23 protein-coding genes are annotated in these 22,456 nt (G+C 47.8%); 21 read left to right on the forward strand and 2 right to left on the reverse strand.

The window, feature by feature from the left end; translation table 11 throughout:
* From flhF to G598_RS0115270, 13 genes are all read left to right on the forward strand, one after another.
* Positions 1-1,392, forward strand: a complete 1,392-nt coding sequence (gene flhF / locus G598_RS0115210) for a flagellar biosynthesis GTPase FlhF (protein ID WP_026767638.1) — start codon at positions 1-3, stop codon at positions 1,390-1,392.
* 1 nt (position 1,393) lies between these two features.
* Positions 1,394-2,293, forward strand: a complete 900-nt coding sequence (locus tag G598_RS0115215; RefSeq protein WP_026767639.1) for a MinD/ParA family protein — start codon at positions 1,394-1,396, stop codon at positions 2,291-2,293.
* 18 nt (positions 2,294-2,311) lie between these two features.
* Complete coding sequence (locus tag G598_RS0115220) at positions 2,312-2,992, forward strand: flagellar brake protein (protein WP_026767640.1); 681 nt, start codon at positions 2,312-2,314, stop codon at positions 2,990-2,992.
* Positions 2,993-3,050: 58 nt separating this feature from the next.
* The gene (locus G598_RS0115225) at positions 3,051-4,286 is read left to right on the forward strand and encodes a protein-glutamate methylesterase/protein-glutamine glutaminase (protein ID WP_026767641.1); all 1,236 of its coding nucleotides are present in this window, start codon (positions 3,051-3,053) and stop codon (positions 4,284-4,286) included.
* A gap of 21 nt (positions 4,287-4,307) precedes the next feature.
* Positions 4,308-6,401, forward strand: coding sequence for a chemotaxis protein CheA (locus G598_RS0115230; protein WP_026767642.1), 2,094 nt, complete (start codon positions 4,308-4,310; stop codon positions 6,399-6,401).
* 13 nt (positions 6,402-6,414) lie between these two features.
* Positions 6,415-6,876, forward strand: a complete 462-nt coding sequence (locus tag G598_RS0115235) for a chemotaxis protein CheW (RefSeq protein WP_014423713.1) — start codon at positions 6,415-6,417, stop codon at positions 6,874-6,876.
* A gap of 20 nt (positions 6,877-6,896) precedes the next feature.
* A complete protein-coding gene (locus tag G598_RS0115240; RefSeq protein ID WP_026767643.1) occupies positions 6,897-7,511 on the forward strand; it encodes a chemotaxis protein CheC in 615 nt (204 codons plus the stop codon).
* Position 7,512: 1 nt separating this feature from the next.
* Positions 7,513-7,998, forward strand: coding sequence for a chemotaxis protein CheD (locus tag G598_RS0115245; RefSeq protein WP_026767644.1), 486 nt, complete (start codon positions 7,513-7,515; stop codon positions 7,996-7,998).
* Positions 7,999-8,029: 31 nt separating this feature from the next.
* Entirely contained in the window at positions 8,030-8,410 is a 381-nt protein-coding gene (locus tag G598_RS18240; protein WP_037364721.1) for a hypothetical protein, read from the forward strand.
* Between the two features lie 36 nt (positions 8,411-8,446).
* On the forward strand, positions 8,447-9,214 hold the full coding sequence (locus tag G598_RS0115255; RefSeq protein WP_080657060.1) for a FliA/WhiG family RNA polymerase sigma factor: 768 nt from the start codon (positions 8,447-8,449) through the stop codon (positions 9,212-9,214).
* Between the two features lie 22 nt (positions 9,215-9,236).
* Positions 9,237-10,922 (forward strand): DUF342 domain-containing protein, encoded by a 1,686-nt coding sequence (locus tag G598_RS0115260; RefSeq protein ID WP_026767646.1) that lies wholly within the window; start codon positions 9,237-9,239, stop codon positions 10,920-10,922.
* A 96-nt stretch (positions 10,923-11,018) separates the two neighbouring features.
* Positions 11,019-11,336, forward strand: coding sequence for a hypothetical protein (locus tag G598_RS0115265; RefSeq protein ID WP_245582833.1), 318 nt, complete (start codon positions 11,019-11,021; stop codon positions 11,334-11,336).
* A 57-nt stretch (positions 11,337-11,393) separates the two neighbouring features.
* Positions 11,394-12,140, forward strand: coding sequence for a hypothetical protein (locus G598_RS0115270; protein WP_026767648.1), 747 nt, complete (start codon positions 11,394-11,396; stop codon positions 12,138-12,140).
* A 52-nt stretch (positions 12,141-12,192) separates the two neighbouring features.
* On the opposite strand, the gene G598_RS0115275 is transcribed toward G598_RS0115270, so the two are convergent.
* The gene (locus G598_RS0115275; protein ID WP_026767649.1) at positions 12,193-12,945 is read right to left on the reverse strand and encodes a DeoR/GlpR family DNA-binding transcription regulator; all 753 of its coding nucleotides are present in this window, start codon (positions 12,943-12,945) and stop codon (positions 12,193-12,195) included.
* A 283-nt stretch (positions 12,946-13,228) separates the two neighbouring features.
* Between G598_RS0115275 and G598_RS0115280 the strand changes: the two genes are divergently transcribed.
* The gene (locus G598_RS0115280) at positions 13,229-14,200 is read left to right on the forward strand and encodes a YihY/virulence factor BrkB family protein (RefSeq protein ID WP_026767650.1); all 972 of its coding nucleotides are present in this window, start codon (positions 13,229-13,231) and stop codon (positions 14,198-14,200) included.
* A 20-nt stretch (positions 14,201-14,220) separates the two neighbouring features.
* Complete coding sequence (locus G598_RS0115285) at positions 14,221-15,153, forward strand: YihY/virulence factor BrkB family protein (RefSeq protein WP_245582836.1); 933 nt, start codon at positions 14,221-14,223, stop codon at positions 15,151-15,153.
* A 260-nt stretch (positions 15,154-15,413) separates the two neighbouring features.
* Here G598_RS0115285 and rpsT read toward each other — a convergent pair whose 3' ends face one another.
* Positions 15,414-15,680: a 30S ribosomal protein S20 gene (gene rpsT, locus G598_RS0115295; protein WP_026761325.1), complete on the reverse strand. Its 267-nt coding sequence runs from the start codon at positions 15,678-15,680 to the stop codon at positions 15,414-15,416.
* 151 nt (positions 15,681-15,831) lie between these two features.
* Between rpsT and lepA the strand changes: the two genes are divergently transcribed.
* The 6 genes from lepA (at position 15,832) to G598_RS0115325 (ending at position 22,454) form a co-directional block, all read left to right on the forward strand.
* Positions 15,832-17,628 carry a translation elongation factor 4 gene (gene lepA / locus G598_RS0115300; RefSeq protein ID WP_026767653.1) on the forward strand — a complete coding sequence of 599 codons (1,797 nt, stop codon included), beginning with the start codon at positions 15,832-15,834 and terminating at the stop codon, positions 17,626-17,628.
* Between the two features lie 11 nt (positions 17,629-17,639).
* The gene (hemW, locus tag G598_RS0115305; protein WP_026767654.1) at positions 17,640-18,779 is read left to right on the forward strand and encodes a radical SAM family heme chaperone HemW; all 1,140 of its coding nucleotides are present in this window, start codon (positions 17,640-17,642) and stop codon (positions 18,777-18,779) included.
* Positions 18,780-18,845: 66 nt separating this feature from the next.
* Positions 18,846-19,745 (forward strand): polysaccharide deacetylase family protein, encoded by a 900-nt coding sequence (locus G598_RS0115310; RefSeq protein WP_026767655.1) that lies wholly within the window; start codon positions 18,846-18,848, stop codon positions 19,743-19,745.
* Between the two features lie 124 nt (positions 19,746-19,869).
* Positions 19,870-20,736, forward strand: a complete 867-nt coding sequence (locus G598_RS18245) for a serine hydrolase (RefSeq protein WP_157833375.1) — start codon at positions 19,870-19,872, stop codon at positions 20,734-20,736.
* 33 nt (positions 20,737-20,769) lie between these two features.
* Entirely contained in the window at positions 20,770-21,720 is a 951-nt protein-coding gene (prmA, locus tag G598_RS0115320; protein ID WP_026767656.1) for a 50S ribosomal protein L11 methyltransferase, read from the forward strand.
* Positions 21,717-22,454 (forward strand): 16S rRNA (uracil(1498)-N(3))-methyltransferase, encoded by a 738-nt coding sequence (locus G598_RS0115325; RefSeq protein WP_026767657.1) that lies wholly within the window; start codon positions 21,717-21,719, stop codon positions 22,452-22,454. Before prmA ends, G598_RS0115325 begins: the two co-directional genes overlap by 4 nt.
* The last annotated feature ends 2 nt before the right edge of the window (positions 22,455-22,456 follow it).

Consider the following 22,456-nt stretch of genomic DNA (forward strand, 5'->3'; position numbering starts at 1 on the left):
TTGCAGATAAAAGTAGTGAAAGCACCCTCCATGAAGGAAGCCATGGAGCAGGTCAAAGAGGAACTGGGCCGAGATGCGGTCATATTGCATACCAAAAAATACCGTGAAGGCGGCTTCATGGGATATAAAGGTAAAGAGGTAGTGGAGGTAACTGCTGCGATTGAAGAAAACGCTCAGGATAATCAGTTGAAGAGCCGTGCCAAAAGGAGTATTTCTACTGAGCCTGAACGTCAGACGGGCAATCGATTGGATATTGTGTCTAAAGCAGCACCGATGCCCAATACGATATTATCTCAATATAAGACAAATGGGACAGAAGCAGGAGTACATATGGCAGAAGCACCCATTACAGCACCGGTTTTTAAACCATTGACTCCTGAGAATGCAGGGGAAAATCTACAAGCATCAGGTATGATGACCTCAGACACAGTTGAAGAAGTAAATGTAGCAACAAAGGAAGATGGACAAGTGACTCCCGTAAATGATATGCAGTCTGTGGTACAGCCTGTGATGATTGCTTCCAATCCGGAAGATGCTGAAAAAATTCAAAGACTCGAAGCGGAATTAGCGCAAATGAAGACGCTTTTGACGCAGGTGATGAGCAAGGATCAACCGCAGGATGAAGTATCCCTGCAAGAGGCTTTGCGTCGTCAGGAAGTTGATGAAGACATATTAAAAGACATGGCGGCTAAGACTGCTGCCGGAGATATGTTGATGGATTCCCTGGATAAGCGGGCTCCTGAAGTGGTAGCAGGTTATCTGGAGGGCAAGATGAATTTTGCCGAGGGAATTACACTCAATAAACATGGCGTGCGGATTGTGGCCTTGATTGGTGCTACAGGTGTAGGGAAAACCACGACACTTGCCAAGATTGCGGCCAGATTTGTGTTGGAAAGGAATATACGGGCAGCGCTGATAACGGCTGATACGTATCGCATTTCCGCTGTTGAGCAGTTGAAAACCTATTCGGATATCATCGGCTTGCCATTGGAGATTGTTTATTCTCCAGATGAATTGAAGGTGGCTATCCATAAGCATCGGGATAAAGATTTGATTCTCATTGATACTGCAGGTCGCAGCCAGCATAATGATTATCAAATGCGGGAACTGCAGGATTTCCTGGCTGTAGATTCCCGCATTGAAAAACATTTGGTCATGAGTGCCACGACCAAAAACCGTGATGTGGCAGAAATCTTACAGAAATTTTCCGTTTGCGAACCGGGCAGGGTTATCTTTACCAAAACAGATGAAACCAGTACTTTGGGGATGATTGTGAATCTTTTGGCCGACAAGGACATTTCTTTATCTTTTATGACCAACGGGCAGAGTGTACCCGATGATATTATACCGGCTTCTGCTGATAAATTAGCTGCATTACTGTTGAGGGAATAATATGGGAGATCAGGCAGCAAGACTGCGTCAATTAGTCGACAAAAGTGAATATGAAGCTCAAGCGCCTGAAGTGTCTGATTCTCCGACGCTTTCATCTCTTGGCCCAAGGGTAATTGCTGTAACCAGTGGCAAAGGCGGCGTAGGGAAAACGAATATCACGGTGAATCTTGCCATAGCTTTAAAACAGGCAGGACAGCGGGTGCTGGTTATTGATGCTGACCTGGGGATGGCCAACGTGGATGTTGTGTTGGGCAGCATGTCCAAAAAGCATTTGCTGAATCTCCTGGAAAAAGATACGGCCTTAAAAGATGTTTTGATTGATGGTCCCTATGGAGTGCGCTACATATCTGGCGGCTCAGGTATTGAAAAAGCCGCTGATTTTACCTATGAAGAACGTCAGCGGCTTATGCAGAAGCTGACAGCTTGTGGGCAGATGGCGGATATTATTTTGATCGATACGGGAGCTGGCTTGGGAAAAAATGTCATGGATTTTATCCTGGCAGCCGATGAAGTGCTGTTGGTGACGACACCTGAGCCAACCGCACTGACTGATGCGTATGCAGTGCTCAAGGCGTATAGTATGTATGCTTCGCAAAAGAATATCAAGTTATTAGTGAATCGTGTATATGATGAGGCTGAAAGCCGTGAGGTTGTGGCAAAACTGCAGCAGACGTCTACTCGTTTTTTAAATATGCCTATCGATTGTGTAGGCTATATTTTTGAAGATAGTGCTGTGATGAAATCGGTGCGTCAACAGCAGCCGTTTTTGGCTGCACAGCCAGATACTGTGGCATCCAGATGTATTAAAGGTTTAGTCAACAGTATCTTGTATGGCAGTAAAATGACGGTTAAACGTGGATGGAAGGGATTTTTACGGCAAATTTTTAATTTTGCACGTTAAACATGGAGGAACTTGATTATGACAGGCGAATTAGTAAAAGCAAAGAAAATATTAAAAATTGGCCAGCGGGTCGAGTTCTATGTAGAAGGTGACGATAACCGCTATGCAAGCCGTATTGAGGACATTACTGAAGATACTTTAGAAGTGGCTATGCCGATGAGCAGGGCTGGGGTACCCATTATCCCTCGGGAGAATGAGAAAATTTATGGCGTGGCTGTTGGTGACCAATGCCGTTATCGTTTCTTTACGATGTTTAAGGGGAAGGGGCGCAAGGATGAGCGTATTCCAATATGGTACATCACATTTCCAGAGACTTTGGAACGTTTCCAAAACCGCGAGTTTGTACGGGTTAAAGTTAATCTGAAAGCGAATGTAAGTATAGTGGATGATGATGGAACTATTCATGATAGTGAATTGGTACCTGTAGTAGATTTAAGTGGCGGGGGCATTTGTCTGGCCTTCAACCATGAAGTGGCTGAAAAAACAAAGGTCGGGCTGGAGCTTACTGGAATTCCGGGAGCCAGTACAATTGATGTCATGTGTCGTGTTGTACGCTGTTCGCCAGTAGAACGCTCTGATGGATTGGTGATTTATCATGTAGGGGCGGCTTTCCAGCATTTACCTCGGGCCACATCAAATAAGATTGTTCGTTACTTATTTGCTGTACAGCGGGCTAATATTGCAAAGGGAATTAAATAATCGTTAGCATGATAATGATGTAAGGAAAATTTTTGCCGGATAAAAAGAGGTGAGCGGGATGATTCGAGTCTTGATCGCGGACGACTCTGCCTTTATGCGCAGAGTATTGTCGGATTTTTTTACCAAACAGCCGGACTTTGAAGTGGCAGGTACGGCGATAAATGGCAAGGAAGCCATAAACAAAGTGAAAGAGCTTAGTCCGGATTTGGTGACTATGGATGTGAATATGCCGATTATGGACGGGCTGAACGCTTTGGCCGTTATTATGGAGGAAAAACCTACCCCTGTATTGATGCTCAGCAGTCTGACCCAACAGGGGACGGAAGCCACAATACGGGCATTGAGCCTTGGGGCAGTTGACTTTATCAGTAAGGCAGGCGGCAGCATTTCCAAACTGGATTCCATAGAAGATGAGTTATTGGAGAAGTGTCGTAATGCAGCCAGAGCCAAGGTGCATAAAATACCGTATGTTCCCCAAAAAAGACTGGCAGATGCCAATCCCGTAAAAAACAATCCCGCACCGCCCGTAATGAAGCGCGTGGAACTGCCTGTAAGGCAGGGCTTGAAGCTCAGAAGCACAGAACTGCCAACCACGTCACAAAATTCAGGCAATGCTGTTTTTGGCAGTAAACGGCCTAATCTTATCTTGCAGGCCAGAGGAAAGCCTCAGCCTGCAGCAGCGAACAAGGTGACTCCGGTGGTCATGACCAGTATGGGGAGCGGCTCCAAAAAGCTGGTAGCAATTGGCACATCAACGGGAGGGCCACAGGCTTTGCAGCAGGTGATAACCCGCTTACCGGAAAATCTGCCCTGTGGCGTAGTGGTTGTCCAGCATATGCCAGCAGGCTTTACCAAGGCCTTGGCTGACAGGCTCAATACCATTTCACAGGTATCGGTAAAGGAAGCGGAAGACGGTGATGTGATTGAGCCAGGTCATGTATATATAGCTCCCGGCAGTCATCATTTGCGCGTCAGGGAAGAAGGCAGCACGCGCAGGATTGTATTAGGGCAGGATCCTCCAGTAGGGAATCATCGGCCGGCCGTAAATGTCATGTATGATTCGGTAGCCTCGATTGGCAAGAATCTGGTGGCAGTTATCATGACAGGCATGGGATGCGATGGCTGTGAAGGCATGAAAAAAATCAAAGCCGCAGGCGGTTATAGTATCGCTCAGGACGAGCCTACCTGCGTGGTTTACGGGATGCCTAAAGCTGTGGTGGATGCAGGATTAGCCGATGAAATTAAGCCCGTACAAAACATAGCTCAGGCCATCGTCGAGGCTGTAAAGAGATAAAAGGATATAGGGGGAATACAAATGGATACCAATCAGTATATGGACATGTTTTTGGATGAATCTCATGAGCATTTACAGTCCTTGAACGAAGGCCTTTTAAGCTTGGAAGAAAATTCCGAAGACGTTTCAGTGGTAAACGATATTTTCCGTAATGCACATACCCTAAAAGGCATGTCGGCAACCATGGGATATAATAAGATTGCTGAGCTGACACATGAAATGGAAGATGTGTTGGACCTTATCCGTAAGGAGCAGCTGAAACTTGACGAAGATATTATCGATACCTTATTCAAATGTCTGGACTCATTGGAACAGATGATTGACAGTGTAGCAAATGGTGAATCCGAAGACGTAGTCGATGTAAGTGATTTGGTAGCCAAGTTAAGCTCCATTTCTAAGGGCGAACCGGCACCTGCTGCCGCACCTGCTGCACCCGCAGCGTCTGCAGCCGCACCTGCAGAAACGGCTGCTGCTCCGGCAATCCCCGGTATGGACCTTACCGATACGGATAAGGATATGCTCCGTCAGGCTAAAGAAGGCGGCATGATTGGTGTTCATATTCAGGTGACCCTGTCGGAAACCTGTTTGCTTAAATCCGCACGTTCTTACATGGTTATGAATGCTTTGGATGAACTAGGGGATGTAATTAAATCTGTGCCTCCTGCAGAAGATTTGGAACAGGAGAAATTTGAACACAGCTTTGACATCCTGATGGTTACGGGCTCGGATAAAAAAGCTGTGGAAGACGCTTTGGGGACAATTTCGGAAATCGACAAATTGGTCGTGGAGATTGTCGACCCGGATAAGCCCGCAGCAGCACCGGCTCCAGCAGCGCCTGCAGCACCAGCACCAGCTCCGGCACCTGCAGCAGCACCTCCAGCAGCTCCAGCACCGAAACCTGCAGCACCGAAGCCTGCAGCCAAACCGGCGGCTAAACCTGCGGCTGCTGCCGCCAAGAAGGGGCATCAGAGCCAGTCCGTGCGTGTAGATATCGACAAACTGGATACGCTGATGAACCTTATGGGTGAATTGGTTATCAACAAAGTTCGTCTGGAGCAGATTGGTCAGGCACACCGTTTGGGTGAGCTCACCGAAACTTTGGAGCAGATGGACAGAGTTACCACCGACCTTCAGAACATTGTCATGAAAGTCCGCATGGTGCCGGTAAGCGCAGTATTCAACCGTTTCCCGCGCATGGTGCGTGACGTATCCAAAGAACTGAATAAGGAGATTAACCTGACCATTGAAGGTGAGGAAACAGAACTTGACCGTACTGTAATTGATGAAATCGGCGATCCGATTATGCATCTTTTGCGTAACTCCCTTGACCATGGTGTTGAGCACCCGGATGAGCGTGAAACAAAAGGTAAGCCCCGTACTGGTGAAGTAGGACTTATCGCCCGTCATGAAGGCAATAACGTGGTTATCATGGTTACTGATGATGGTAAAGGTATCGATGCCAGCAAGATTCGCAAAAAGGCTGTCGAAAAGGGCATGATTTCGCAGGAAGATGCAGACAAACTCGATGATGCAGATGCAGTTCGCCTGATTTTCCTTCCGGGCTTCTCCACTGCCGAGCAGATTACGGATATTTCCGGCCGCGGCGTAGGTATGGACGTTGTGCGCAGCAAGATTGAATCTCTGTCCGGTCATGTAGATGTAGAAACCAAGATTGACGAAGGTTCCGTATTCAAGATCAAGCTGCCGCTGACGCTGGCTATTATTCAGGCCATGCTGGTTAAGGTGCAGGAAGAAATCTATGCAATTCCTTTGGGTTCCATCGACAGCACGATCAACATTCAGCCCACAGATATTAAGACGGTACGTAATCGGGAAGTTATTGTCCTGCGCGGTGAAATCATTCCGATTATCCGCATGGAAGAAACCCTGCAGATACCGCATGTGAAGGATTCGGATGAGATTTTCGTTGTAGTTGTACATGCCGGCGAAGCCAAAGCTGGTATCGTAGTAGACAATCTGATTGGCCAGCAGGAAATCGTTATCAAGACCCTGGGCAACCTCTTTACGGGGCTCAAGATGTTCTCTGGTGCAACGGTTCTCGGCGATGGCCGTGTAGCCCTGATTCTCGATGTGGCTACGATGATGCAGCAGTAAGGAGGCAGTAACCATGGCAAATGAAGAAAACAAACAGAATGATGAAGTGCAGGTCGTGGCGTTCAAGCTGCGTGATGAAGAATACGGTGTCAGCATCCTGAATGTGCAGGAAATCCGCAATATGACGGATATTACCCGTGTCCCCTTTGCCGCTGACTTCATCAAGGGCGTTATCAACCTGCGTGGCTCGGTGCTTCCTGTTATCGACTTGAAGAAACGTTTGGGGCTGGCAGAAACTCCTTATACAGAAAATACCCGCATCGTTACGGTGACCATTGATGAACTCCATGTGGGCATGCTGGTGGATGCGGTTACAGAAGTTTTGACCATTGGCAGCAAGACCGTAGATACCAAGAAGGCCACTAATGACCGCAGCGGCTCCCGTTTCCTCAATGGCATAGGCAATGTAGATGGCAGACTTATCATTATGTTGAACCTTGAAGAAATCATTGGCGCAACTGGCGATGGGAAGTAAATAAAAATGAGGTGTCTGATATGACCGATGAATTAAATCTTTCCGCCAATCAGCTGGATGCTTTGCGTGAGATTGGTAATGTTGGTGCTGGGAATTCGGCGACAGCCCTTTCCCAGGTCATCAACCGGAGAATTGACATGAATGTGCCAAAAGTGGCACTGGTACCGTTGGAAGTGGTTCCGGATTTGGTCGGTGGCCCCGATGCTGTAGTAGTAGGTATTTTCCTGCGTGTTTACGGCAAAGCGCCCAGTAATATCCTGTTCCTGCTTCCGCAGAAATCCGCCTTTTATTTGGTGGATACCCTGATGGGTAAACCCCATGGAGAAACCAATAGTTTGGACTTCATGGATGAATCTGCCCTGATGGAAATCGGCAATATTTTGTCTGGTGCATACTTAAATGCATTTTTTACCTTTACGAAAATTACTATGCTGCCCTCTATTCCGGCATTGGCTATGGATATGGCAGGTGCTCTGCTGAATGTCGTATTGGCACAGCTGGGGCAGATGGGGGATCAGGCATTGGTTATTGAAACCGAATTCCTGTCGGAAGATGATGGAATCAATGGCCAGTTCTTCCTGGTACCTGATCCGGGTTCGTTGGAGACGATTATAAAAGCTGTAGGAGTTGAGTAATATGGCAGATCTTATCCGAGTCGGTATGGCCGACTATAAAGTTGGTTCTGCTCCGTCAACCATCATCAGCTATGGTCTTGGATCCTGTATCGGGATTTCTCTGTATGACCCGCAGACGAAAGTTGGCGGGCTACTGCATATCATGCTTCCCGACAGCACGCAGGCTCGTCCCACGGACAATCCAGCCAAATTTGCGGATACAGGATTACCGCTGATGCTTAGAGATGTATTGGCACAGGGGGCGGTAAAAACGCGCCTTGTAGCTAAAATCGCTGGTGGAGCACAAATGTTTGCATTCCAGAATGCTACCGATATTATGCGTGTCGGCAGCCGTAATGCAGAGGCAGCCAAGAAGGTTTTGAGGGAACTGGGCATAAAATTGATTGCCGAAGATACTGGTGGCACCTATGGCCGTACGGTATCCATTGACCTCAATGACGGTGTATATAAAGTTAAGACGATCGATAAAGGCGAGAAAACGATTTAACTTTCAGATTAAATGTGCAGGTGAAAATATTTTGGCTAAATTATATGCAGCACTGGTTTTTGCTTTTGTTGCCGCCACGGTGATCGTGATTACAGGAATATCCAGCGAGGCGCGGGGGATTACCGTTTTTTTCCGCGGAATAGTCGGCTTTATTAGTGCAGGACTTTTGGTCTATATTCTGCTGAGAATCCTCGCAGCCAAGGATATTATGGATTTTGATGCCTTCATAGAGGCCAAGGATGAAAAAGCCATGGCAATGGTTGAAGGCGAACCATCTTCGGCGGTAGATGAAGAAATCATCGAAGAGGAACAGACGGAGACAGGAGAAGCGGAACCAGCAAATACAGGCGGACAGGCACAATTTGAACCATTAAGCACTGGTGACCTGACGCGTATGAAAATGCCAGAGTAAAAATTTGTTTTCGAGTTAGTGGGAGGAGGGCGTTCGGTGGATTCTTTTGAAATAACAAATGATGCGCCGGCTATTGATGTCGCTTCTCTGTGGCAAGACTATCTGAAAAGTAAAAGTGTAGAGCTGCGCAACCAGCTGGCGGAATATTATTTGCCGCTTATCAAGCTGGTTGCGGGACGGCTCGCAATAAGTCTCCCTGCTCATGTGGACCGTGATGATTTGCTGTCCAGTGGTTTTTTCGGCCTGCTGGATGCCATTGACCGTTATGATATTGAGCGCAAGAATAAATTTGAAACTTACGCTGGTATTCGTATTCGCGGTGCTATGCTGGACTATCTGCGGGCTAAGGATTGGCTCCCTGTGACAATACGGCAAAGAATCCGCCGTTATGAACAGGCAGTTTTTGAGTTGGAAAATCGCTTGGGCAGAGCTGCAACGGATGAGGAATTGGCAGCGGAACTGGAAATATCCGTTAAAGATTTGCAGGCCTTAGAAGGGCAAATCAGTGTGGCCACGGTTATTCCGTTGGATGATTATCTACGAGCGGATTCTCCGTTGACTGGCGAGCCCGGCCCTTCAGAACGGATGGAGAAGGAAGAACTCAGGACAACTTTGACAGCAGCTATCGAGCGTTTACCGGAAAAAGAGAAAAAAGTAGTAGCCCTGTATTACTATGAAGAACTGACTTTGAAAGAAATCAGCTTAATCCTTAATTTATCGGAAGCTAGAATTTCCCAGCTGCATACCAAGGCAATATTCCGCATGCGGGGGTATCTGGCCAGGATGAAGGCGAGCTTAGTATAAATTAGCCTAAGGGGGACGCAACATGGATGACCAGGTATTACGCCCGGCAGTGGGCGGAACGGACGCAGGTTATCTGCTCGAATTCCTTCAAGATGGGATTTTTGTAACGATATATCCTAGCGATGGCGCAGAGATGCTCTTTGAGCTTTCTGATGTGCGGCAGAGCCTGCATGATAACGGTGTAAATGACTATGACATCATCGAGCTTTCCAAGATTATCCGTGAGGCAGCAGGTGAGCGCCGTAAGATTGCTGATGCAGATAAGCTGGATATAGAGGAAGAAAATAGCGGCAGTCAGGAGTCTGAGGAAGCAGCAGAAGAAGATGATGATGAGCGTGATAAAGCAGCGGAAGAACCCGTGGGCATTATCATTGATATCAGCCGTGACCAGATGATTGCTACCGTGCGTTATGATACAACCAAAGGGACGAAGTGCCCGCAGGTTAATGATATCAAGAATGCATTGGCTGAAAAAGGCGTGGTTTTCGGTATTAAAGAAGATGCTATCCAAAAAGGTGTGCATAGTTTTACGCCATTTGTGGTGGCTGAAGGCAAACAGGTACAACATGGAGAAAATGCCCGTATTGAGCGCAAATTTGACTTGTCACAAAAAGGCAGGCCGAAGATAGACGAATATAACAGAGCGGATTACAAGGATATGAGTCTCTTTGTGCTGGTGAAAAAGGGCGATCTTTTAGCTGTGCGTATTCCGCAAACCGATGGTATACCAGGAAAAAATATATTTGGCATGGATGTGATGGCTCGTCCGGGACGTCCAATTCCTGTACCACAGGGGAAAAATACGGAAGTCCGCAATGATAATGAACTGTATGCAACCATTGATGGGCAGATTGTAGATACTACGCGCAAAATAGATGTTGATCCCCATTTGAATATTACTTCCAGTGTGGGAGCGGCTACTGGCAATATTGATTTTGTAGGTGGTGTGTCTATAAGAGGCAATGTGGAAGCTGGCTTTGTGGTTAAAGCTACCGGCGATGTAGAAATTGGCGGTATGGTTAATGGTGCCGTGGTAGAAGGCCGTAATATCATCATAAAAGGTGGCATTAATGGTCAAAATAAGGGATATGTCAAAGCTGAGGAAAATGTGCAGGCCTTGTTTGCTGAAAACGCTATAGTAGAAGCTGGCTGGGATATCACGATTATAGATACAATCCTGCATTCTCAGGTAAGAGCTGCAAATATGGTTTTTGTTGAAGAGAAACGCGGGATTATAACTGGCGGCAGCATTGCTGCAGGTGAAGAAATCCGTTGTAAAATGGCAGGTAATCCAGCAGCAGTAGTAACCAAGATGTCTGTAGGTGTTGACCCTACTATACAGAAACGTTATTTGGAAGTATGCAAGGAATGTAAGGAGGATAGAACCCGCCTTAAGCAGATAACGCAGATGCTCAATACTTTGGGGAAGATTGATGTAAGCCGTCTGCCTCAGCAGCGCATTGATCAAATCAATGCCTTGACACGTTCACAATTTCCACTGGCAGGAAAAATCAAGCGTGCTGAAAAAGAAATACAAGAGTTGGAAGAAGCTATGGGACGTATGAAAGAGGGAAAAATTCGTGTTTCCGATACGATTTATCCGGGAGTGCGTATAACCATTAATTCTGTGATTATGAATGTACAGAGCAGCATTCCCCATTGCCTGTTGTCTGTAAAGGATGAACGCATTCATATCGGACCTTATTGAATTCGTTTAGGTGAGGGCATCGCGTGAGAGATGCCCTCAGTTTGTATCGTCCATACAGGAAAGAAGGGAGATCGGATGGATGTCAGTCCAATGAGTATGCAAATGATTGTACCTCGTGCTCCGGATGCAGGGCAAGTGCAGCACAATCTCAATCAGGCCAATGCATTGCAGTCTGATTATCAAGCTTTAATGCAAAAAAATGAGGATAAGCTGAAACAAAAGCAGGTACGGGGAAAGGAAAATCCCGAAGATGGCCGTATAAAGGATGAACCTGAGCGGCAGAAAAATCGCGGCGGCAGCAAGCAGGGCAAGCGTCGGACGATCGAGGAACCCGCCGTCAATATTCCTGAGCAGCCAGCAGCAAGTATGGCTCCTGATCCTTCGAAGGGACGATTATTAGACATTAGCCTGTAAATAGCGTATAATCTATAAGGATTGTGCTATATTTTGAGAAGGAGTTTTGGTAAGTCTATGTTTCCAGAAATATTTGGATTTCTTATTATAGCTGGTGCTTTGCTGGTTGTGTTCGTGCGATTGATTTCCAGGCGTCAGAAAGGCGTGAATACGGAGGAACTGCGAACATCAACGGAACAGCTGAAGGCGGAATTGACACGCTCCGCCGATGCGGTTATTAGTCGTATGGGCAATCATATTCAGCATTTGGAAAATCTACTCAGGCAGGCAGATGAACGCAACGTGCGGCTCGAAGCCGGAATAAATGAATACAAGCGTTTGGCTGGAGAAATGGAAGACCGCTCCGCAGCGCTGAACCGGGAACTTAACGAAGCACGAAAAATGATAGCCGAATTGGCGGCCTATCAGTCCGTGCCCATGATGCCCAAGCCGCCAGTGATGCCGATGCCGAACTTGAGCAGTCAACAAATGCCGTCATCATCTGCACAAATGCAGCGGGTAGATGCGCAGGACTTTGCTGAGGTATTGCAAAATTCCATCAATCGGGGGGAAGTTGCTGGCGAAGTGGCGAATAATACCTTGCAACCGGAGTCTGTTCAAGAAAATACAAATCCCCCGATTGAGAAGCCTGTAGAGGAACAAACGGTTCCCAAAAGAGTACCGGAAAAACCAATTTCTCCTAATGCTGCTAAGGCAAAAGCCTTGCTCAGAAGTGGTTATTCAATAGAAGATACTGCCCGGGAAACGGGAATGGGGCGTGGAGCGATTGAGCTGCTAAATGAAATGAACAAACACGACTTGTAAAAAATAAGGCATGAAAGTAACGAAAGTATCTTTCATGCCTTATTTTTCATTATTAATTATGATTTACCGGGTAGACGTGTATGCCTTGTTCATGAAGTTTGGTTAAGGTATCGCTGGCGGCTAAATCATCGGTATACAGGGCGCTGACCTGATTATAGGATAAGAGCTTGACCGTGCCATGTAGATTGAATTTAGCCGATTCGGTCAGCACAATGGTCTGTTCAGCCCGCTCCGCCATGCAGCGGGCTGCTTCAGCACGCATGAGGTCATTGGACATAAAACCAAGTTCATTTAGTCCATCTGTGCCAACAAAGAATTTGCTTACGTAAAAATCCTGGACGCAGCTGCGAATCATGGGGCCAATCATAACCTGAGATTCTTTTTGGTATTCGCCGCCCAAAAGTATCACCCGGACATGAGGGTACTTGCGAATGTAATCCGCAATGAAAGCAGAGTTGGTGATTATGGTTACATCCCGGCGGTTGGCAGCGACTTCTTCTGCCAGCAGGGCACAGCAGCTGCCGGATTCAATCATAATGGTTTCCCCGTTGTGTACACTCTCTGCTGCCCGGCGGGCGATACGCAGTTTGGCATCGTAATTGAAGGAAAGATGATTGCCCACATCATCGCTCGTGGTCAGGCGGGCAAAACCATGCTCACGGCGTAAAAGACCTTTTTTCGCAAGGATATTCAAATCCTTGCGGATGGTAACCTCCGAAACATCCAAAGCTTTGGCCAGGTCAGCTACAGCAATACGGTTATGCTGATTGACAAGGCTTAACAGCTTGCTATGACGAATATGCATAAAATCATCCCCTAAAAATATGTATAGGATAATTATAGCAAAAAAAGCAAAAGAATACATTACAAAAGTAGAAAATATTACGAATGAAATTTCCTTGCGAAGAAATAAGTCGTGGCGTTATAATAGATAAAAAGCTGACGGAATCGAGGTGGACGTTATGCCAATAAACCAGCCATTGTCGTGGAGCTGAAATGTCAGAATAGTGCAGGAAAATTCTGGGGTAAGTAGAACTATGTACGTATAAGGGATATATCCACAGCAGATGGTGTTCAAGGTGGTGTGTATGCGGACGTTTCTCATCAATTGGTCTACTTATATAGGAGATATGCTGTATCTTTGGCTTAACGAAACACATAACCAGTTGGCAAGCGATGATGTAAAGGGAATAGCTCCGGGGATAGCGTTTTATTTTATCGTTGGATTTATTCCCTTTTTGATATTTTTGGTCAATGTTATTTTATTTTGCACTATGACGCGGTTGGATATTGTGCTCAATATGCTTTATGCGTATCTGCCGGGAAAAGCGGCCGTGACATTGGCAGCAGATATTCAGCGGATAGTGGCTCAACGCAGTGATTTATGGATGTGGATGGGGCTTTTGGTTTCATTGGCGAGTTTTCAAAAAGGTCTGGCGGTGCTGGTGCGGGCTACGGACGGGGAGCATTATGAAAGTGCGGATTATGAAAAAGCAAGGAAACTTGCTTTTTGGGTGCATGGTAAGGCATTGATTTTCGCTGTAGGCTTGATGGCAGCGATAATTTTATCCCTGGGCGTGTCGGTATTTGGCGAGGCTGTAGTCCAGTTTTTATGTCAGATATTTCCGTTGCCGGATTTCTTTTTGCGGATGTGGGACTGGGGGAAATATGTTCTGCCTTTTGGGGCGTTGATTGTTTATTTGACGGTGTTTTATGTTTTGGCACCATGTGAGAATCGCCCTGAGGTGCTGCCAGCCATGATTGTTTCGCTTATTGTCACCACAGCATGGATGGCTGCAACGGGGCTATATAGCTGGTATATGCTGGCCCATCCGGGTGTAAAGGAATATTATGGTTTATTGATTGGGCTGTTTATTTTATTTGGCTGGTTTGGGTGGATTACCTATATAATCATCATTGGCAATTGTCTTTTGAAGGTTTGGCAGGAAAGGACGGTTTTGTGGGAAAAATATAAAGAAAATGGAATTAAAGTAAAAATTCTGCTGGTAAAGAAAAATATACGAAAATGGCATCAATATTGGCGCAAAAATGAGAGATAAAATAATGGATATTGGTTAAGGTGTTGCATATGCTGGAGCGTTTTATCAATTGGTGTGCTTATATAGGCGATAATCTGTTTCTGTTGACGAATGAAACCCGCAAGCGGTTGGAGGCGGATGATGTAAAGGGCATATCTCCGGGGATTGCGTTTTATTTTATCGTAGGATTTATTCCCTTTTTGATTTTTTTGGTCAATGTTATTTTATTCTTCACTGTAGCGCGGTTGGATATTGTGGTCAATATGCTCTATGCGTATCTGCCGGTGAAAGTGGCTGTGACATTGGAAATGGATATTCAGCGGGTGGTGGCGCAGCGCAGTGACTTATGGATGTGGATGGGCCTGTTGTTTTCGCTGGTAAGTTTTCAAGAAGGTCTGGCGGTGATGGTGCGGGCTACGGACAGAGAGCATTACGAAATCGCAGATAGAAATGCGGATAGTTTGCTGAAGGTAATGAAATTTTCCTTTTGGGTGCATGGCAAGGCCGTGATTTTCTCTGTAGGTTTGATTGTGGCGATTATTTTATCCCTGGGGCTGCTGGTATTTGGCGATGCTGTAGTACAGCTTTTATATCAGGCATTTCCTCTGCCGGAATTCTTTTTGCGGACATGGGACTGGGTGAAATATGTTTTGCCTTTTGGCGCGCTGATTGTTTATCTGACGATATTTTACGTTTTTGCGCCGTATGAGAATCACCCGGCGGTATTGCCATCAATGGTTGTTTCGGTGATTGTCACCGCAGCCTGGATGGCCGCAACGGGAATATACAGCTGGTTTATGCTGGTTATTCCCAGCATAGGAGAAGCTTATGGCCCACTGATGGGGTTGTTTGTACTGTTTCTTTGGTTCCGTTGGATTACCTATATTATCATCATGGGCAATTGTCTCTTGCGGGTATGGCAGGAAAGAGATGCTTTGTGGGAGAAATATAAGGAAAAAGGCATTGTAACGTAGAACGATAACAGGAGCGTAATTATGGGGCGACTGGTAAGACCGCATAAAAAGCATAGAACTTCCTCGGATAGTCTTGTACGAAAAGTTGTCCGAATGGGAAAAGGACTCTTGCGTAGTGTTAAACAGGGGGATTCTAAGGGAAATGGTCAATTTTCCGGAAAGCAGGTTGATAAGATTTTGGACGATATGATTAAGTATGAAAAATAGACACAAAAAAACCTGCCCTTTCGAGCAGGTTTTTTTCTATCTCATTCTGAGAATTACTTAGCGAGTGCGTTCACTTTGCGAGCCAGACGGGACTTTTTGCGAGCTGCGCAGTTCTTGTGGAACACGTGGTTAGCAGCAGCCATGTCAATGGTCTTGCAAGCAGCTGTGAGGAGGGATTTCGCTTCATCAACGTTTCCAGCCTCAACAGCGTCGAGAACACGACGGGAAGCAGTGCGTACACGGGACTTCTCAGCAGCGTTCTTCGCACGGCGCTTAGCGTCAGATTTTACACTAAGAATAGATGCTTTAATATTCGGCAAGTAGTTCACCCCCCTCAAATGATTCGTTACCTTGCTATTTTAGCATGACATTTTCCAAAAAGCAATAGGTTTTATTTTTTTTCTATGGCAAAATCTGCATAACTACGTTATAATAACCATTATATGGATAGAAAGTGAAAGGAAAATGACAATGCAGAACAAGCATATTCGCAATTTCTCGATTATCGCGCATATCGACCATGGTAAATCGACCATTGCGGACCGGTTGATTGAATATACGGGAACGCTGACGCAGCGGGAGATGGAAGCGCAGGTCCTCGACAGCATGGACTTGGAGCGTGAGCGCGGCATTACAATCAAGGCGCAGACGGTGCGCCTTGACTACAAGGGTAAAGATGGGGAGATGTACCAGTTAAACCTCATCGACACCCCGGGGCATGTGGACTTTACCTATGAGGTTTCCCGCAGCCTGGCCGCTTGTGAAGGGGCGCTGCTCGTGGTAGACGCCGCGCAGGGTGTTGAAGCGCAGACGCTCGCGAACGTCTATATGGCACTTGAAAATGATTTGGAAATCGTGCCGGTCATCAATAAGATTGACCTGCCCAGTGCTGACCCTGACCGGGTAAAGGAAGAAATCGAAAATACCATTGGTCTTGATGCCACGGATGCGGTGCTGGCTTCGGCGAAAACCGGCATTGGCATTGAGGAAATCCTCGATGCTATCGTCGAGCGTATTCCGGCCCCGGAGGGAGACGAAGATGCACCCCTGCAGGCCCTTATCTTTGACTCCTTCTTCGATTCCTACAAGGGCGTTATTGCCCATGTGCGCGTGAAGCAGGGCAAAATCAAGAAGGGCATGCGCCTCAAGATGATGGCTACGGGCAAGACCTTTGAAGTTACCGATGTGGGCTGCTTTAAGCCGCAGCCGGTGGATGTCGGCGAGCTCAATATGGGCGAAGTTGGCTTTGTGGCCGGTTCCTTAAAGGACGTCCGTGATGTGCGGGTCGGCGATACCATTACCTTTGCGGACCGGCCGGCGGCAGAACCGCTGCCGGGCTACCGCGGCGTAACGCCGATGGTCTATTGTGGCCTGTATCCGGTGGAAAGCGCCGATTACGACAATTTAAAGGACGCCCTGGAAAAGATGCAGATCAATGATGCGGCCTTGGTCTTTGAGCCGGAAACTTCGGTGGCTTTGGGCTTTGGTTTCCGCTGCGGTTTCTTGGGCCTCTTGCATATGGACGTTATTCAGGAGCGTTTGGAAAGAGAGTACCATCTGAAACTTATCACCACGGCACCTTCGGTTATTTACCATGTATTCAAGACCGATGGTACGGTCTTAAATGTCAGCAATCCGGCAGAGCTGCCGCCGCAGACGGAGATTGAGCATATCGAGGAACCGTTCGTTAAGGCGACGGTGATTGTGCCCAATGATTTTGTCGGTGCAGTCATGGAGATTTCGCAGGACAAGCGGGGCGTGTTCAAGAATATGGACTACCTCGATACCAACCGTGTGATGATTACCTACCATATCCCGCTCAATGAAATCATCTTTGACTACTTCGACCGCCTGAAGTCGGCGACCAAGGGCTATGCTTCGTTGGACTATGAACTGGCGGATTATCAGGAGTCGAAGCTCGTGAAGGTGGATATCCTCTTGAACGGCGACCCGGTGGATGCGCTGTCGACGATTGTGCATAAAGATAGAGCGCAGGGCCGTGGCCGTCAGCTGGCGGCCAAGCTTAAGGAAATCATTCCGCAGCAGATGTTTGAGATTCCTATTCAGGCGGCGATTGGTTCCAAGGTCATTGCGCGTGAAAACGTGCGGGCACGGCGCAAGGACGTTCTCGCTAAGTGCTATGGTGGCGATATTTCCCGTAAGCGCAAGCTATTGGAAAAGCAGAAGGAAGGCAAGAAGCGCATGAAGGCTGTCGGCTCGGTGGAAGTGCCGCAGGAAGCCTTTATGGCGATACTCAAGATAGATTAAAGGAAGATTTTATGCAATGGGGAGTTTATATCCATATTCCCTTTTGCCGGCAGAAGTGCTTTTATTGTGATTTTCCTTCCTATGCAGGGAAGGAAAAGCTCATGGAAGTCTATACCGAGGCCCTGTGTCAGCAGATTGAGATACAGGGTCTTTCTTTTCGGCAAAAATGGGGAAAGCCTGCCACTATTTATATGGGCGGCGGGACGCCTACGGCCTTGCCGCCGCAATACATGGCGCAGGTCTTGCAGGCCGTAAACGATTATATCGGGCAGGAGATTGCCGAATTTACGGTGGAGTGCAATCCCGGAACCGTAGATGCCGCATATTTACAGCTGCTTCGCGCAGAAGGTGTCAATCGGCTGAGTTTTGGCGTGCAGAGTTTTCAGGATGAACTTTTGCGCCGTATCGGCAGGATTCACTCTGGTGAGGAGGCCGTGCAGGCGGTGAAGATGGCCCGGCAGGCTGGTTTTTCAAATATCAGTGTGGATTTGATGTACGGTTTGCCGGGGCAGATCTTAGCGGATTTGCAGGCGAGTGTCCAGCAGGCAGAGGAATTATCGGTCGAGCATATTTCCATTTATGGCTTGCAGGTGGAAGAATGTACAGCTTTTGCCCGCATGGAAGAAATGGGCAAGTTAAATCTGCCGTCGGAGGAACAGGCGGAGGTTATGTACGATTATATGACCACGGCCCTGCCGGAGCTGGGCTATCGGCGCTATGAGGTGTCCAATTTTGCCAAGGAGGGCTTTGAGAGCCGCCATAACCGCAGCTATTGGCATGATGTGCCCTATCTCGGGCTGGGGGCGGCGGCGCATTCGTATTTGGCAGGAAAGCGCTATGCGGCAACGGCTGATATCGCAGAATATATCGCGGGGATAAAGGCTGGCCGGGATGTAAGAGCGCTCGAAGAAGAACCGACCCGTGAGCATGCCATGGAGGAATTTGCTTTTTTGGCTCTGCGGACGGCAGAGGGGCTTTCGCGGCAGGCGTTTGCGGATAAGTTCCATGTAGAGCTGGATAGTGTCTATGGTGAGGTTATGGCAAAACTTAGCGAGCAAGGGTTGCTTCTGGTGGACAAAGCGGGCTGTCGTTTGAGTAAGCAGGGCTTTAAATATGGGAATGTGGCTTTTGCAGAATTTATTTTGGACTAAGAGAACAGTTGTAGTATAATGTAAGATAATTGTTTTACATGTAAGAATGGTGGAGGCGCAGTTAAGGTGAAAAAGGTCGGTTTTCCCAAGGTTATCGGTGTCCTGATGGTTTTGCTGGTGTTAGGCAGTATAGTGGGTGCGGCCTGGTGGGCAAAGGTAAGGGCGACAGAGCAGGTGGAGCAGGAGCAGGAACCGGGCGTGGAATCCGCGGCTTACACATTGGCTAAAGGTGATTACAGTAATCTTACTTATGATAATATCAGCCTTGACCGGCCTGTTTATGACCGTTACACCTTGAAACAGCGGCTGGAAAAAGGTCTGCCCACAATGCTTCCTGCATTGCCGCATTATACGGCAGAGAAAGTGGCCTATCTGACGTTTGATGATGGCCCGGATAAAACCAATACGCCGGCGATTTTAGATGTGCTTAAAGCGAATGGTATTCATGCTACTTTTTATGTATTGGGCAGCATGGTGGAGAAGAACCCGGAGGTCCTGAAGCGGATCTTTGCCGAGGGGCACGCCATTGGCAATCACAGTTATGACCATGATTATGACCGGCTTTATGCCAGCAAGGAAAGCTTCGTGGAAGAATTGGAGCAGACCGATGAAGCCATCTTCAAGGTTATCGGCATGCGCCCGTTTATTATCCGCGCTCCCGGTGGGACAGTAGGAATGTTCACCGCAGATTTTTATGAACACCTGAACCTCTTAGGCTATGTGGAGCATGACTGGAATGTGCTTACAGAGGATGCTACGTCAAAAAGACCTTCAGCAGAGGCACAGATTGGCTATATAGACCGGCGGACGGCAGGCCATTTAAAGGATAATATGGCGCTTATCCTCATGCACTGCAATGGCGGCAAAGAGGAAACTGTACGGGCCTTGCCGGGGATTATCGCCAATCTTCGTGCCAAGGGGTATCGCTTTGGCGTGGTGACGCCCATCACACCGCAGCCATGGTAATTGACGTATTGGCTTTAGGTAACTTATGATGAGAAGGAAGGAAAGGCTTTCCGTGAAGGTTAAGCGGATTATTACATTTTTTTCTGTACTGGTCGTTTTAGAAGCCGGAGGCATGTTATCGGCAATGTTATGGCAACAGCATGGCAGTGGCGGAACGGCTGCTCAGGCTGCTGAAAATCTGGTGGCGAAAAGCATTCAGCATGCGCCCAAAGCGGTGGATGAAGAGGAACTTACCGCGCAGACAGTTCGAATTATCGGTGATACCAAGAATCAGATGGCCGTTTATTTCCTGCGTCCGGACAGAGAGATAGAACCTTTTGTTTATAATTCTCAGCAGATGGCGCCGGCCAGCATGATAAAACTATTTGTGATGGCTAAGACCATGCAGGATGTTCATGATGGGAAACTGTCTTTGGAGGAAAAGATTACCATAAAGAAAAGCGATGCGGTGGGTGGTGCCGGTGTTACTACCTGGTATGATGCCGGGGAACAGCGCACGATTCAGCAGCTTATGACGGTGATGATAACCGACAGCGATAATACCGCTACGAATATCCTCATAGACCGCTTGGGGATGCAGAATATCAATCAGTATTTGCAGCAACAGGGATTTAATGATACGGTGCTGGTGTATAAGATGATGATGGGACGGAAAGGCAAAAAAAAGAATCTGTCCTCAGCGCGTGATATTGGCAAGCTTCTGTCACGCCTTTACTATCATCAGCTGGTGGGCGAGCAGGAAGATGAACTTATGCGTGATATCCTTTGCCAGCAGCATGATAAAGAATGTTTCCCGGCGGCACTTCCCGATTATGAGATTGCCCATAAGACAGGTGAGGTTAACGATGTGTATGTTGATGGCGGCATATTTTTTGGGCAGAAGGAAGATTTTGTGCTGGTGGTGTTGAGCAATGGCAAAGCAGGTCGTGGCGATGCGATTGAAAGGATGCAGAATTTAGCGAAGTACTATGCCGGTACTTTGCAGGAATAATGTAAGGTTTTTTGATTAAAGGAGAGATGTATAGTGCAGTGGGCGGAAGTCAGCATTCAGACAACCCATGAGGCCACCGATGTAGTGGCAGAGATTTACCATGATTTAGGCGCATCCGGGGTGGTGATTGAAGACCCCGAAATGCTCAATAATTACATTGATGCCGGCCAGTGGGATTTTTCCGGCATTGAGCGGGCTGAAGATACCAGCGTGGTCACGGTCAAGGCCTATCTGCCGGTGGACGAGGATTTGGACGACAAACTGCGTGCTTTTGAACTGCGCATTCAGGAATTCAAGGCGCTTAAAGATGATGAAATCGAAAAAGGCCCTTGCACGATTTCCTGGAATACCGTTCGTGATGAGGATTGGGCGGATAATTGGAAAGCCTACTTCCATCCGGAAAAAGTGGGCGGCATGCTGGTCATTAAACCCACCTGGGAAGATTACGAAGCCAGCCCGGATGATATCGTGATTGAACTTGACCCGGGTTCTGCTTTTGGTACCGGCACGCATCCGACTACCGCGATGTGCCTGCGGGAGCTGGAAACGCTCGTTAAGGGCGGTATGCGGATTTTTGACGTGGGCACCGGGTCTGGTGTGCTGTCGATTGCAGCCGCAAAGCTCGGGGCTACGGACGTTACGGCTATGGACTACGACAAGGTAGCCGTAGAAGTGGCGGCAGAAAATATTCGTCAGAACGGCGTGGAAGATGTGGTCAAGACTGGTGTCAGCGATATTTTGAAATCCTTTGATGGCAAGGCGGACTTAATCGTGGCCAACATTATCGCCGATATCATCATCATGCTCTTTGATGAACTCGATGAGCATTTGGCCGAAGGCGGCCGTTTGCTGGCCTCGGGTATCATCTCCGAGCGTCTGGCTGATGTGACGGAAGCCTGTCTGGCCCATGGCTTTGTCGTGGACAAGGTGACGGAAGAAAAAGGCTGGGTGGCCATGACCATCAGCCGGGGAGACGATAAATGAGACGGCTGTTTTATAAAGGGATGCTTGCCGACACCATCGAAATCACCGGCAGTGATGCCCATCATCTCATGCATGTGATGCGGGCCAAAGCCGGGCAGGAAGTCACGGTGGTGGATGATGAAGGCAGTGTGGCTCGCATGGAAATGACCGCCTTTCGGGAAGATGCGGTGACGCTGGTTTTGAAAGAACGGCTCGCGGCTAATACCGAATCCCCGTTGGAATTGGTGCTCGCCCAGTGCCTCTTGAAAGCCGACAAGATGGATTATGTGGTGCAGAAGGCGGTAGAACTCGGCGTAACGGAAATTGTCCCCGTAAAGAGCCATAACTGCGTGGTGCGCTATGATGCGAAAAAGGCGGCGGCAAGACAGGCGCGCTGGCAGAAAATCGCCGAAGAAGCGGCTAAGCAGTGCGGGCGTACGGCATTGACAGAAGTGACGCCCATTACGGATTTGTCCATCCTGCTCAAGGAAAATAGTGGTACGGAAGATACGGAAATTGTCTTTTGTTACGAAAATGAGGACGAAACTACGGTAAAATCTTGTTTGCAGGCGGCGAAGGGCAAGCGGCTTATTCTGCTTATCGGCCCTGAAGGTGGCTTTACACTTGACGAGGCCGCGAAGGTGCAGGAAGCAGGCGGTAAGGCGGTAACGCTGGGGCCAAGAATCCTGCGGGCGGAAACTGCGGCAGTAGCGGCCGTGACGGTTGCCCAGTATGAAAATGGCGACTTAGGTTAAGA

This window comes from Selenomonas ruminantium subsp. ruminantium ATCC 12561 (genome assembly GCF_000424065.1).
In the GTDB taxonomy this organism is placed as follows: Bacteria; Bacillota; Negativicutes; order Selenomonadales; family Selenomonadaceae; genus Selenomonas_A; species Selenomonas_A ruminantium.